Here is a 13,083-nt window from a genome sequence, read left to right on the forward strand (position 1 = left end):
GCACGTGCAGCCCGCGGGCTCGCGCGGCGCGCCGGTGATCCTGCCGCTCGTCGCCGTCTTCGGGTCGCTCATCGTCGGGCTCGCGGTTGCGGTCGCGGAGGGCGGCATCGCCTGGCTCGGCGCGCTGCTGCTCGCCGGCGCCGCGGCCGGGTGGCTGCTGCTCGAGCGGCGCATGGTCCGCGGCGCGACAGGCCCGGACCGCCCGCCGGGTGACGCGAGCGCGGGACGCCGTAGCCGGTTCCTGCCGACGGCCGCGATCCTCGTCATCACGGTCGCGGCCGGCGTGATCATCGTCGGCGCGCTGGGCGGGTTCCTCTAGATCGCGGCTCTTGGCACCGGGGACGAGGGACCACGGCGCTCGCGGTGCGCACGAGAGCCGCCGGCTCCTCCAGTCAGAGCGAGCCCGTCGCCGTCGTGGTCATCCGGCGCGGATGCCCCGCGCCCGGGCTCGTCGCCGTCAGCCGCCGGACGCGCGAACGCCGGTTGTCATGTCACCGGATGCGTCGGCGCGGGGCCGGGTAGCGCTCGCGAGGAGCCCCCGCGCCGAACAGGAGGAGTCCACGATGCCGCCCTCGTCAAAGACAACGTTCTCCGCGATCGCCGCCGTGGCCTCAGCCGCCGACGCGTCGCTGACGCGCCACGCTCACGGCCGTGACCGCTGAGCGCCCATCCGCGAGCAGGGCCGAGACGATCGCGTCGTGGCGCGAGCTCGACGACGCCGTCGCGGAGGCCGGCGCGCAGCGCTCGCGCGCACACGTGTCGCTCGTGTTCCGCGGGCTTGCCCGGTGGTCGTATTCGAACCGGTCGAGCCTCGCCCGGCTCGGCGACGGCTTCCCCCGCGTGGAGCGTCACTTGATCCGCAACTTCCGCAAGTACGCGCATCGCGAGCGTCCCGGGCCCACCCTGTGGGATTGGCTCTCGCTCGCGCAGCACCATGGGCTGCCCACGCGGTTGCTGGACTGGACCTTCTCCCCCTTCGTCGCCGCGCACTTCGCGACGGCCAGTTCGCCCGGCAGCGACGCGATCATCTGGGCCGTCGACTGCGCGGCCGCCCACGAGCTGCTGCCGCCGGAGCTGCACCACGCACTCGCTGAAGAGGGCGCCACCGTGTTCACCACCGAACTGCTCGGCGAGTGCGCACCGACGCTCGAGCGCCTTGACCGGCTCGCCGCCGACGCGCCGTTCGCGGTGTTCTTCGAGCCGCCCTCGCTCGACGATCGAATCGTCAACCAGTCCGCCGTGCTCTCGGCGATGTCGAGTCCCGAGGCGAGCATGGACCAGTGGCTGGACGCCCACGGGGAGCTCTGGCACGCATGGCGCATCACCGCGGGCGCGAAGGAGGAGATCCGCGCCCGGCTCGACCAGGCCAACATCACCGAACGCGTCCTGCTGCCCGGCCTCGACGGCCTGGCGGCATGGTTGCGGCGCTACTACTCGCCGACTGCGGCAGCCGACGAAGGCGGCGCAGCCATGGCCCTGCCGGTGACCGTCGGTACCGACCAGGGTGAGCAGGCATGACCGCGGCCGAGCGTCTGCGGCCGGACCGCCGCGCGCCGCCGCGCCGCGATCGGGGAAGCGCCCAGGCATGGCGAATCCGAAGATCAGCGATCGACCCAGCCCGACCCGGCCCGCGGGCGAGGGGCGCTCCGCTTGGCGCAGGGTGCTGGGATGCCCACCACTATTGCCGCCAGGTCAACGAGGACCTGTTCCGGCGTCGCAGATGCGTCGCCGGAGATGAGCCCATGACGACGATCCCCCGCGTCGGGGGCACGGCAGCAGACGCCTACAGGACCTGGCCGTCGCCCTGCGCGCGGGCGCCGTCCCCGCTCGCGCCATCGCGTTCGAACAGGAAGTTCTCGAACACGATGTCCGTGACGACGTCGGTGCTACTGCTGAAGGCGCGCACCTTGCGGTTCACGATCTGCTCGATCGCACCGACGAACTCGGCGGCCGTCGCGACCTGGAATGCCATCCGCGTCTCGCGCACGCGCTGATGCTCGCCCATCTCGACCAGCTTGCGCTCCGCGGGAAGCAGCACGTCCTCGAGCACGCAGACGAGCGTGTCGGGACCGGCGAAGTGCGAGCGCGCGTTCGTCGGCCCGCGCCCGAACTGCTCCTTGTGCAACCGCACCATCGCGTTAGAGATCGCCGTCAACGGCGACGTGGCCTGCTCTGAGGCTCCGGACACCATCTCACCTCCAATCTCCCTCGCCGCTGCACACTCACGGGCGGAGGAAGCAAGGCCCGAAGATGCGATCCTGGTGCGACCACCCGGCTCCAGCGCCAGTCGAGTCTCTCTGCCCCTCCTCGCCCCTGATCGGCGCGGACGTCGAGGAGATGAAAGAAGGCTCAGGGCAACCCTGCGGCCGACGATGGACCGGGCGGACCTGAAAAGCCTACCGCGCCGCGCCTGCGCGGTGTCAGCGGATGCGACGTCTCCGGCACCTACAACTGCACCGACAGCGGGTCGGCTCGAGCGCCAACCTGCCACTGTGCAGTGGCACTGGCGCGGTCGGGGAAGATCGGCGGCCGCGGCCACCTGCCGCCTAGAGTCGCTGCTCGGTCGTGAGCACGTCCGTGAACAGGTCCCCGCGCTCGCCGACGCGCCGCAGGACGTCGTCCATCTCGAAGCTGAGCCGCGCGGGGTCGCCCGTCGCCACAGCCGCCTCGAGCTCCTCCCACAGCACCGGGGTGGAGACCGTCGGACGCGCCTTGGCGCGCACCGAGTACGCGCACACCATCGACTTGTGCTGGGTGTTCTGGCTCCAGTCGATCAGCACCTTGCCGGGCCGCAGCGCCTTGGCCATCCGCGAGACGATCCGCTCCGGCCAGCGGCGTTCCATCGCTTCCGCGATCGCTCGCGCGGCGGGCTTGGCGCGGGCGTACGTCACGTCGGCGTTGAGCGGCACGTAGACCTGCAGGCCCTTCGAGCCCGACGTCTTCACCCAACCGCGGAGGCCGATCCCGTCCAGCACCTCGCGCAGTCGCAGCGCGACCTGCGCGCAACCGGCGACGTCGACGCCCTCGCCGGGATCGAGGTCGAACGCGAGCGCCGTCGGGCGCTCCAGGTCCGCGTGCGTGTGCAGCGACGTGTGCAGCTCGAGCGAGCCGATGTTCACCGCCCACAGCAGTCCGGCCACGTCGTCGACGACACAGAACTCGATCGGCGCGCCCTTCGCCGCGCTCCACACCGGTACCGTCCGCAGCCACTGCGGGCGGTGCTCCGGACAGCCCTTCTGCCAGAACCGCGGCCCCTCGACACCCTCCGGGTAGCGGTGCATGTGCAGCAACCGGTCGCGCAGTGCGGCAGCATGACGTCGGCGATCCGGACGTAGTAATCGAGCAACTCCGCCTTGGTCGTGCCGGCGCGCGGGAACACGACCCGGTCGAGGTTGCGGATCGCCAGCCGCCGGCCACCCACCTCGACGTTGCCCGCGCTCGTGACGGCGTCCATGAGCCAGCTCTACCCGTCCGGCTAGCGAGACGCGGGTCCCTTGACCTCGGTGTCGCGATTCTCGGCTGGACGTACCTCGATCACAGTCATGCGAGAGGTGCTACCCCGACGCGCCCGCCGGACGACCCGGAGACGGGTTGCCGGCTGACCAGCCGTCGCCCGTCGCGGCCGGTGGGGCGCCTGGCGACGCAGCGTCGAGCCCGGGGTTAGGCTCGAGCGAGGCGGGGATATGCGCGGTGACGGCGGGAGACGTCGAAGGAGGTGCAGATGAAGGTGATCGGGGCGGGGCTCGGCCGGACCGGCACGATGTCGCTCAAGGCGGCGCTCGAGCGGCTCGGCGCCGGGCCGTGCTTTCACATGATCGACCTGATCCGCGAGCAGACGCGGGTCGCCATGTGGGAGGCGGCCGTGGAGGGCCGCGCGGTCGACTGGCATGAGGTCTTCGACGGCTACGAGGCGACCGTCGACTGGCCCGGCTGCAGCTTCTATCGGAGCCTGATGGAGGCGTTCCCGGACGCGAAGGTGCTGCTGACCGTCCGCGATCCGGAGGCCTGGTACGAGAGCACGCTGCGCACGATCCACGCGGCGCAGGGCGCGGCGCGCAGCGGCGAGCTCGAGGGCGGCACGCAGGCGCCGCCGTCGCCCGCGGTGATGCGAGTGATCGCGCCGCTGATCTGGGACGGCGAGTTCGAGGGCCGCTTCGAGGACCGCGACTTCGCGATCGGCGTCTTCAACCGCCACAACGAGGACGTCCGGCGGACCGTTCCCGCGGAGCGGCTGCTCGTGCACGAGATCTCCGACGGCTGGGAGCCGCTGGCGCAGCTCCTCGGCGTCGAGGCTCCCGACGAGGCGTTCCCGCGTCTGAACGACACGGCGTCCTTCCGCGCGATGGTCGGGATGCCCGCCCTGCCGGGCTAGCGATCGCCGCGGGGCGCGCCCGACGGCCTTGGTCGATGACGTCGGGCAGGCCATACGCGGCGCGCTCGAGTGCGCCGTGTTCCAGCGTCGTCAATCGGGCCGTCCGAAAGCACACCTGCGCAGCCCGCCATCATTGCGTGATGACCGGCAGCCGGCGACCCGCGATGGCGGCGATCCTCGTCGCCGTCTTGGCGGCATTGGCGGCGCTGGCGGCCCGGTCCATGACGCCGGCAACGGCCGATCCCGGCGGCGGCTGGCAGCGCGTGTTCGTGGACGACTTCGGGCACGGCCTGAGCAGTGCGCGCTGGGGACGGTACTCGGGACAGCCGCAGGGGGACCCCGGCGGCTGGTGGGATCCGTCGCATGTCGTCGTACGACGCGGCGTGCTGCGTCTCGAGACGTATCGCGACCCCCGCTTCGGAAACCGGTGGGTGTCGGGCGGCGTGTCGAGCGGACCCGCGCTGCAGCAGCGCTACGGCAAGTACGAAGTGCGCTTCCGCGTGGACGCGGGTAAGGGCGTAGCCGCGGTCCTGCTGCTCTTCCCAAGCGCCAACCACTGGCCGCCGGAGATCGACTTCGCGGAGCACGGCGGCGAGAATCGGCAGCGGAATCACATGGCCGCGACGCTGCACTACGGCGTCAGGCCGGACGACCGCCAGACGCAACGGATCGTGAAGGCGGACTTCACTCGCTGGCACACGATGGGCGTGGAATGGACTCCCGGGGAGCTCGCCTACACCCTCGACGGGCGGCGATGGGCAGTCGTGAGCAGTCCAGATGTTCCCAGCGAACCGATGGAGCTCGACATGCAGACCCAGGCGGGAACCTGCGGCGACCGCTACGCCCCCTGCCCCGACGCGAGCACGCCCGCGCGCGTGACGATGCAGATCGACCGCGTGGTCGCCTATGCCTGGCGCCCCGGCCAGGCAGCTCGCGATCACCCGCGATAGCGCTCGGGACCGACACCCGCGCGGGCGACCGACGCGTCCGCGCCAGCGTGTTGTTGCGATGCCGTGATTACGCGCAGCTTTCGCACGGCGTCACCGTTGATCTCGCGATGCGCACGCCGATGACCGTTCTCGCCGCCGGCGCGGCCCTCATGTTGCTGTTGGCACCGGCCGCGTACGCGACCGCAGCCCATCCGAGGTCCGGCCTGACGCGCGCCGCGCGCGACTGCGCTGCGCACGGCTTTCTCACGCACCGCTATTCCCGCACAACCCTGCGCGCGGCGATCCGCACGCCGCCGGCGGACGTCGTCGCGTACACGCCATGTCTGACGCGGCTCGAGTACGCGCTTCGGCACGGCGGCGACGGACGGGCTCCCGGTCGCGGCGGGACACGCGCGCTGCTGCGCGACTGCGCCGCCAACCGGCGGCTGGACCGCCGCTGGACGCTCAACACCGTGCGCCGCGCGTCGGCCGGGGGCCGAAGCTGCCGATATTGATCGTCGTCTGCGGCGGCGCGGCCGCGGGCCGAGGTTCGAGGACTCGCAGCCGGTCGGGACGTCGTCGGCGTCGCGGTACGCCACGTCGGCGCCGCTGCCGCATTGCGGCCCGATCAGGCCACGACGCGCAGTTCGGACAGCGACTGGTCGGCGCAGCCCTCGGCGTAGATGCCGTCGGCGGCACCGGTCTTGAGATAGTCGACGATCGCCTCGTTGATCCGCTCGCCGGGCACGACGAGCGGGATCCCGGGTGGGTACGGCGTGACGAACTCCGCGGCGATGCGGCCCCCGGCCCTGTCGATGGGGACCATCTCGACGTCGGCGTAGAAGGCGCGCTGCGGCGTCATGACCTGCTTCGTGCGCAGCTCGGTGGGGCTCGGGACGCTCGGGCTCGCGCGCGTGAACCGCGGCCCGCCGTGGGCGAGGGCCTCGAACGCGCTCAGTGCGCGGTCGATGCTGTCGTCGCTGTCGGCGTGCGTGACGCATGCCATCACGCGGCGGTGGTCGGCCAGCTCGACCGCCACCGCCTCGTGGCCGCGCAGCCAGTCGGCGGCCTTGTAGCCGGTGAGGCCGAGGTGCCGGACGTCGAGCGTCACGTGCAGCTCGTTGAAGGCCCACGCGCTCGCGCGGCGCAGGATGTCGTCCGGCTCGATCGTGGGATAGCCGAGCGCTTGCGCGCCGGCGCGCAGTCGCCGCGCGAGGCGCAGCGCCTCGCCGAGCAGCCGCTCGCCGTCCTGGACCATCTGCCGGCGCGCGGCGTCGATCGACGCGAGCAGCAGCGATGACCCGCTCGTCGTCTCGTAGGTCTCGAGCGCGAGGCTGAGCCGGACCGTGTCGATCCGGTCGCCCTTGACCGAGATGATCGACGTCTGCGAGAGGCCGCTGAGCGTCTTATGGACGCTGCCGATGGCGAGGTCGGCGCCGGCGTCGAGCGCGAATTCGGGCAGCTCGGGGTGGAACTTGTAGGCGAGCGCCCAGGCGTCGTCGGAGACCAGCGGGATGCCGTGGCCGTGCGCGATCTCGGCGATGTCGGGCACGCGTGAACAGACGCCGTAGTAGCTCGGCGAGACGATCATCACGGCCTTGCAGTCGGGGTGCTCGGCCAGCGCGCGGCGCACGGTGTCCGGCGTGACGCCGTGCGCGACGTCGAGATCCTCGTCGTACTCGGCCTCCAGCCACACCGGCACGGCGCCCGCGTGGATGAGTCCGGTGATCACCGACTTGTGCGCGTTGCGCGAGACGGCGAGCTTCTCCCCGGGGCCGACGACGGCGCTGATCGCGGAGTGCACGCTGGCGGTGCTGCCGTTGGTGGAGAATAGGCACTGATCGGCGCCCAGCGCCTCGGCCGCGAGCTCCTGTGCGGCGGTCTGGACCTGCCACGACTCGTGGCGGTTGTCGACGCCGTTGAGCATCGTCTGATCGGCACGGAACGCGGCTTCCCCGAGCAGCTCGAGCACGTCGTCCGGCGCGCCCGCGCCGCTCTTGTGCGCCGGGATCGCGAGGCTGAGCGTGTCCTCGGCGTGGAAGCGCCGCAGCGCGTCCAGCAGCGGCGCATCCTCCTGCGAATGGCCCGCCGGACCGCGGTGCTCCTCCGCCTTGGCCTTCACCTCGTTCACCTTGCGTCGCAGCGTCCGCGTGTCCATCGAGCTCTCCTGGTCGTCGTTGCCGCGGCCCTTCCCGTCGCCGCGGCCCGCGATGCGTGGCGCGTCGCCTTCGGGACCGCACGGCGGCGGCGCCTTCATGCGGGTGTCACTCCTGCGAGCCGATGGTGCGCGCGATCGCGAGGGCGGCGCGCGTCTGGAACTCGAGGTCGTCGACGAGCACGCGCTCGTCGGCGCCGTGCTTGGTCTCGAGGTTGACGACGGCGTCCCCGTAGCGAAACGGGATGAAGCCGTAGGCGATGCAGCCGTATGCCTCGCGCAGCACGTGGCAGTCGCTGTAGCCGTAGCCGAGCGTGGGGATCAGGCGCGCCTGGGGGTCCTCGGCGCCGAGGAACTCCTCGATCGCGTCGCGCAGCGGGCTGTCCTCGTCGGAGATCGAGCCGCCCTTGGGCGGCGTGGTGAGCTCGATCTCGTACTCGCCGTCGCCGAGCGCCTCGCGCAACTCGGCCTCGAGCTGCTCGCCGGTCGTGCCGGGCAGCGGGCCGCAGGCGATCGTCAGCGTGGCGGTGGCGGGGACGACGTTCTGCGGCGCCGGCGCCTCGAGGACGCTCGGCTGGAACGTCGTGCCGACCAGCGCGCCGAAGACCCGGTCGATCGCCGGGTGCGTCACGCGCGCGGCGGCGAGCCGCTCGTGCGGCGGGGCGTCTCCGGGCGCGAGCGCGTCGATCAGCGGCTCGACCTGCGCCGGGATGCGCACCGGCGATCGGTAGGCCTCCAGCCGGGCGAGCAGCCGCCCGACCTCGTAGAGCGCGTTCGGACCGGCGTCCGACAGCGAGGCGTCGCCGGGCCGCCCGCGCACCGTCACCGTGGCGGTCGCGGTCGCCTTGACGCCGTGATCGAGCAGGTAGACCGGACCGGCCGTGGTGTCGTAGCGCTCGCCGGCGCCTTCGCCGACGACGAAGTCCGGGCACAGGTCCGGCCGCTGCTCGACGAAGTACGGCGCGCCGACCTCGGCTTCGCCGACCTCCTCGTCGGCCATCACCAGCAGCATCAGATCGCCCGCCGGCCGGAAGCCCTCGCGCGCGAGCGCCGCCAGCGCAACGGCGGACGCCGCGACCTGGCCCTTCATGTCGACCGTTCCCCGGCCCCAGATCGCGCCGTCGCGCTCGACGGCTGCGAACGGCTCCACCGACCACTCCTCGCGCCGCGCGACGACCACGTCGAAGTGTCCGAGGAACGCGAGCGACGGTCCGCTGCCGCGACCGGGCAGGCGGGCGATCAGATTCGCGCGCTCGGGGTCCTTCGCCACGCGCTCGCACTCGAGGCCCGCGGCCGCCAGGTAGTCCTCGAGGATCGCGACCGCCTGTGTCTCGCGGCCGGGTGGATTGGATGTGTCGCAGGCCACGAGGCGGCGCAGCAGCGCGCTCGCCTCCTCGCGCAGGTCCGTGTCGATGGCGACTGGATCGAGCATGGTGTCCTTTCGTTTCAGGCTCGGGCGGTGCGCCCGAGCTCGAGTGCTTCCTCGTTCACCGGCTCCGGCACCGTCTCGCCGGCCAGGCGCCGCAGGACGAGGCGCATGCCGCCCTGCGCGTGATCGCGGCGCTGGCGCTGGGCGCCGTTCCCGCGCTCGAGGATCCGGTGCACGAGCATCAGCTCGTCCCAGCACCCGAGGTCGGCGGCGTACGCGCCGGCCAACGCGATCGCGTGGCACGCGACTTCGCGCGCGGGGCGCAGCTGCCCGTCGAGGCGCAGGCGCGCGTCGAGGCCGTCGCGGGCGGCGCGAAAGGCCAGCTCGCGCAGCGCCTCGGGCGACGAGCCGCCGCGCGCCGGCGCGGCCGCCTCGTGCACCGCCAGGCACTGGACCAGCGCGATCAGCCCGGTGAGATCCTCGATGGACGCCTGCGCGTCGAGCGCGCGGACCTCGAGCGTGCCGAGCCGCGGGTGCGGGCGCACGTCCCACCACAGGAACGTGTAGTCCGGGCACTCCCCCAGCGCGCACAGCTCCGCGGCCGTCGCGGCGAAGTCGTCGTAGTCGGCGAAGGCGCGCGGGATGCCGGAGCGCGGGAACGAGTGGCAGATGATCGAGCGCGTGCTGTCCAGGCCTGAGTCGCGGCCGTACCAGAACGGCGAGTTCGCGCCCAGCGCCTGCAGGACGGGAATCCACTCGCGCATGCGGTTGCACGCGCGGATCGCCGTCTCGGCGTCGGGCATTCCGACGTGGACGTGAACGCCGCAGTGCGGCGTCTGGCGCATGAGCGACCGCATCGTCTCGTCGATCAGCGCATATCGCTCGCCGTCGTTAAGCCGCACGTCGCCGAAGCGCGCCAGCGGGTGCACGCCCGCGCCGAGCAGCGGAGCATGGGCGCCCGCGGCGGCCCGCAGGCTCCGCAGCGCCCCGGCGGACTCGGAGACCGTGCGGCACACCGGCGTGCGCAGCTCGATCACGGCGTCGTTGATCTCGCCGGCGACGGACCCGTCGTAGGCCTCCAGCGCGGCAAGCAGCGCCTCCGCGCCGGACGACGGCCACAAGGAGCCGGGGGTGGCGAGCAGCAGCTCCTCTTCGGCGCCGACGCTGAAGACAGGCGATCGATTGAAGGCAATCTGAGAGCAGGTGATGGACATAGGCAACCGGGACGGGATCGGCAGAAGTTGTGGCGTCCGCCGATCGCGCACCGAGGGCCCGGTGCCGTATCGCCTCACGCTCAGGCATCGAGATGCGCGCCTCCAACACGGCCACGCCCATCCCGGTTAGCGTGTACCCATCGACCGGGCGCCGGCCACCGTCGCATGTCGCCGAGCTGACGCAACGGTCCACTTCACCGCCGGGAGCGCAGCAGGGACGCGCCGCCACGTGGGACCGCGCGGCGGAACGGAAACGCTTCGGGCGCGCCGTGCCCCGCTCGATGCCGCCGGATCATCGCCCCCGAGGCCGACGTCTGCGATCGCGGCGCCGGTCAAGGCAGCGATTGACGCCGGCGTGGCCGAGCCCTGCCGTCAACCCGCTCCGCCGCACGGTTGGGCGGCCGACAGAGCGCTCGCTGCAGCTCCCGTCCGTCCGGGTGCAGGTGCCGGCGTGATCCCGTGCCGCGGCGTGACCATCCGCGCCGACACCATGGTCGGGGCCGGCGCTGTTCACACCGGACGTGCCCGCCGGCGTTCTCGCCGCCGGCATGCCTGCCCGCGTCCTCTGCGAGATCGGCGAGCAGGACCGCATCGAGGTGCCGCAGCGCTCGACGTCACGGGCGACCGCCCTTCGTCTATTGCGATAGTGGGAGCTGATCGGCTCGCGCTGTCGCGCGGGCCTCGGTGCGATAGCGAGCGCCGCGGCTGGAATCCTCGAGGTCGCTCCAGCAGGTCGCGAGCCGGACCGGCGAAAGTGCCCAGAATCCACAATCTCGACAACTTTCGGCTTCATGGCGATGCTGTTCTCTCCATGCGCTCGGCAGGCGAGCTGCGGTCGGCGCGACTGTTGACCGGTGAGGTTTACGTTCCGCGCGCGAGTCGACCTCGACCACCGTCGGGCCGGGGAAGTCGCGGACCCACAGCCGGTCGCGTGTGGCTCGCGGTCTCGGATATCTCGTCGCTTCCGAGCTCTTCGAGCAGTCGTTCGCGCGCCACGACGCGATTGGCGCTCATCAGCAGGACGGCGAGCAGCGCCCGTTGTCGCGGTCCGCCGGCCGCGAGCGTCCGGCCGTGCGGTCGTGCCTCGAGCGGCCCGAGGATGAGGAATTCCACCGCTCGGCGAGCATCGCATGCGCCGGAAACGGTCGCGGCAAGGGGGCGAACTCTCGTTTGGTGCCTATGCCTCCGACGACCCAGTTCGTCGGAGGCCTTCATGCCTCGCCGTAGCAAGTGCTCAGCCGACGCGACGCCCGTCGACTGTCCCGGTGACGCGCGTGGTAGCCCCGGCCAAGCGCACCGTGAGCCGTGCGCGCGGCAGCCCGGGGCCGTGCAGGCGCAGCCGGGCGGTGGTGCTGTGCGCGTCGATGCGGATCGTGCCGTCCGCGGTTGCGTCGGTGACGACGCGCGCGCTCACGACGCGCACGCGGTCCGCGCTCACGACGTAGCTGCCGCCGCGGAGCGCGTCGGCGCGGCCGGGCACGCCGCTCGCGGCGACGCTGCGCGCGTCCTCCACGGTCGCTCGCGCGACCGCGACGGCCCGCCGCACGGCGGTCGCTCCGAGCTCGGCGGCGTGCCGCGCCGGGCGCGCCGCCACGGTGGGCGGCCGGCCGACGTGCCGGCAGCGATCCGGATTGGTCGTGAGGTGCTCGATGAAGTCGATCGCCATCGCGACGCCGCACGGCTGCAGGTCCGGGGTGTGGCCGGCGTTGGCGACGACGCCGTAGATCGGGTGGGCGAACTGCGCGGCGGCTGCGCGGCCCGCCTCCACCGGCGTGTTGGTGTCCAGGTCGCCGGACTGGACGAGCACGGGGACGTCCGGCAGCGGGAGGCCTTGCAGCGGGGAGCCGGCGGTCGGGTCGACCGGCGCGTCCAGGCACTTCGGGCCCGGCTCGATGTTGGTGCTCAGCCACGCGTCGGGCGAGAACGGCTTGAACTCGGCTGGGTCCACCTTCGCGAGCGCACGGCGATACTCTGCCCGCCGCGCCGCGGGCGGATCGGCGAGGCTGAACGCGCGCGGGTAGTCGTGGCACGTCGTGGCGGCCTGGCCGGCGAAGCTGATCACGCTCGGATCGGCTGGGTCATACCCGACGTGCAGCAGCTTGGACGCCACGACGAGGCGCTTGAGCGGCGCGTAGTCGCGATCGAGCGCGGCGTCGACCGCGGCGGGAAGGCGGCCGTACACCTCGGGGTCGCCGTCGCTGTAGGTGACCTCGGCGAGTTCGCGCTCCCCGAGGCGCAGGGCGACGCGCCCGTTCGGGCCCTGCGCGCTGAAGGCTACGGGGTGCCGGCGCAGGCGGCCGGCCAGCTGCTCGATCTGGCGCAGGACGCGCGGGCCCGAGCAGCGCTGCGTGCGCGTGCAGACGAGCCGGATGGCGCGCCGCACGCCGCGGACGAGGTCCCGGCCCCAGACGTCGAAGTCGATCGGGTAGGCGCCGTCGAGCACCATCGAGCGCACGTGCTCGGGGTGCCGCGCGGCGTAGACCGGCATCAGGAACGTGCCGTACGAGTCGCCCCACAGGTCGAGCTCGTCGATGTTCAGCGCGGCGCGCACGGCCTCGATGTCGTCCGCGACGGCGGCCGAGCCGTAGAGGGCGGCGCGCGGCCCGAGGTCGCGACCGCACGCGCTCAGCAGGCCCGCGTAGTCGAGGCCCAGCGGGTCCCGGCCGGCCAGGCTCGAGCAGCTCAGCGCACCCGACCGCCCGGTCCCGCGCGGATCGATCAGCAGCAGGTCGCGGCGCTCGCGCAGTGGCGCCAGCGCGCCGACGTACAGGCCCGCGCTGGCGATCGTCGACTGTCCGGGGCCGCCGGGGTTCGGGGCGATGGTGCCGAGCGCTGGGCGGCTCGTGTCCGTCCGCGGCACGAGCGCGTAGGCGACGTCGAGCGTGCCGGCCGCGGGGTCTGTCCGGTCCAGCGGCACCGTGACGGTGCCGCAGCGGACCCCGTCGGGGCACGGGCTGTCCGCGTGTGCGGTGGCGGCGCAGGCGAGGCCGCCGAGCACGAGCACGGCCAGTGCCCTGGCGATTTCGAGGGGGGAGCGGGGCATG

The 13,083-nt window shown here is 72.8% G+C and carries 11 protein-coding genes; 5 read left to right on the plus strand and 6 right to left on the minus strand.

What is annotated here, in order from left to right; all coding sequences use genetic code 11:
* Positions 1-4 precede the first annotated feature (4 nt).
* Positions 5-319 (plus strand): hypothetical protein, encoded by a 315-nt coding sequence (locus H958_RS0105350; RefSeq protein WP_028057906.1) that lies wholly within the window; start codon positions 5-7, stop codon positions 317-319.
* 437 nt (positions 320-756) lie between these two features.
* On the plus strand, positions 757-1,518 hold the full coding sequence (locus tag H958_RS35185) for an FRG domain-containing protein (protein ID WP_196807222.1): 762 nt from the start codon (positions 757-759) through the stop codon (positions 1,516-1,518).
* 265 nt (positions 1,519-1,783) lie between these two features.
* Here H958_RS35185 and H958_RS0105360 read toward each other — a convergent pair whose 3' ends face one another.
* Positions 1,784-2,188: a Na-translocating system protein MpsC family protein gene (locus H958_RS0105360; RefSeq protein ID WP_196807223.1), complete on the minus strand. Its 405-nt coding sequence runs from the start codon at positions 2,186-2,188 to the stop codon at positions 1,784-1,786.
* Between the two features lie 358 nt (positions 2,189-2,546).
* Entirely contained in the window at positions 2,547-3,281 is a 735-nt protein-coding gene (locus H958_RS35190) for a DNA polymerase domain-containing protein (RefSeq protein WP_196807224.1), read from the minus strand.
* A 440-nt stretch (positions 3,282-3,721) separates the two neighbouring features.
* Here H958_RS35190 and H958_RS35195 point away from each other — a divergent pair, with 440 nt between their 5' ends.
* From H958_RS35195 to H958_RS0105380, 3 genes are all read left to right on the plus strand, one after another.
* Positions 3,722-4,372: a sulfotransferase family protein gene (locus H958_RS35195; RefSeq protein WP_037409295.1), complete on the plus strand. Its 651-nt coding sequence runs from the start codon at positions 3,722-3,724 to the stop codon at positions 4,370-4,372.
* A 140-nt stretch (positions 4,373-4,512) separates the two neighbouring features.
* The gene (locus tag H958_RS35200) at positions 4,513-5,322 is read left to right on the plus strand and encodes a glycoside hydrolase family 16 protein (RefSeq protein ID WP_156027705.1); all 810 of its coding nucleotides are present in this window, start codon (positions 4,513-4,515) and stop codon (positions 5,320-5,322) included.
* A 119-nt stretch (positions 5,323-5,441) separates the two neighbouring features.
* Positions 5,442-5,816 carry a hypothetical protein gene (locus tag H958_RS0105380; RefSeq protein WP_156027706.1) on the plus strand — a complete coding sequence of 125 codons (375 nt, stop codon included), beginning with the start codon at positions 5,442-5,444 and terminating at the stop codon, positions 5,814-5,816.
* Between the two features lie 113 nt (positions 5,817-5,929).
* Here H958_RS0105380 and H958_RS48860 read toward each other — a convergent pair whose 3' ends face one another.
* The 4 genes from H958_RS48860 to H958_RS0105405 all read right to left on the minus strand — a co-directional run bounded on the left by H958_RS48860 (position 5,930) and on the right by H958_RS0105405 (position 13,082).
* Positions 5,930-7,558 (minus strand): aminotransferase class I/II-fold pyridoxal phosphate-dependent enzyme, encoded by a 1,629-nt coding sequence (locus H958_RS48860; protein ID WP_081685626.1) that lies wholly within the window; start codon positions 7,556-7,558, stop codon positions 5,930-5,932.
* Between the two features lie 7 nt (positions 7,559-7,565).
* Positions 7,566-8,888 carry a M20/M25/M40 family metallo-hydrolase gene (locus H958_RS0105390; RefSeq protein ID WP_028057910.1) on the minus strand — a complete coding sequence of 441 codons (1,323 nt, stop codon included), beginning with the start codon at positions 8,886-8,888 and terminating at the stop codon, positions 7,566-7,568.
* 14 nt (positions 8,889-8,902) lie between these two features.
* Positions 8,903-10,039, minus strand: a complete 1,137-nt coding sequence (locus tag H958_RS0105395; protein ID WP_028057911.1) for a carboxylate-amine ligase — start codon at positions 10,037-10,039, stop codon at positions 8,903-8,905.
* Positions 10,040-11,273: 1,234 nt separating this feature from the next.
* Positions 11,274-13,082, minus strand: a complete 1,809-nt coding sequence (locus tag H958_RS0105405; protein ID WP_081685627.1) for an alpha/beta fold hydrolase — start codon at positions 13,080-13,082, stop codon at positions 11,274-11,276.
* Position 13,083 lies beyond the last annotated feature (1 nt).

Source organism: Candidatus Solirubrobacter pratensis (assembly GCF_000425945.1).
Lineage (GTDB): Bacteria > Actinomycetota > Thermoleophilia > Solirubrobacterales > Solirubrobacteraceae > Solirubrobacter > Solirubrobacter pratensis.

Coding starts and splice junctions, on each gene's coding strand:
- H958_RS0105395 (WP_028057911.1), bottom strand. CDS start 10,039: ATGTCCATCACCTGCTCTCAGATTGCCTTCAATCGATCGCCTGTCTTC.
- H958_RS0105390 (WP_028057910.1), bottom strand. CDS start 8,888: ATGCTCGATCCAGTCGCCATCGACACGGACCTGCGCGAGGAGGCGAGC.
- H958_RS35190 (WP_196807224.1), bottom strand. CDS start 3,281: ATGCACCGCTACCCGGAGGGTGTCGAGGGGCCGCGGTTCTGGCAGAAG.
- H958_RS35200 (WP_156027705.1), top strand. CDS start 4,513: ATGACCGGCAGCCGGCGACCCGCGATGGCGGCGATCCTCGTCGCCGTC.
- H958_RS0105380 (WP_156027706.1), top strand. CDS start 5,442: ATGACCGTTCTCGCCGCCGGCGCGGCCCTCATGTTGCTGTTGGCACCG.
- H958_RS35195 (WP_037409295.1), top strand. CDS start 3,722: ATGAAGGTGATCGGGGCGGGGCTCGGCCGGACCGGCACGATGTCGCTC.
- H958_RS0105405 (WP_081685627.1), bottom strand. CDS start 13,082: ATGCCCCGCTCCCCCCTCGAAATCGCCAGGGCACTGGCCGTGCTCGTG.
- H958_RS48860 (WP_081685626.1), bottom strand. CDS start 7,558: ATGAAGGCGCCGCCGCCGTGCGGTCCCGAAGGCGACGCGCCACGCATC.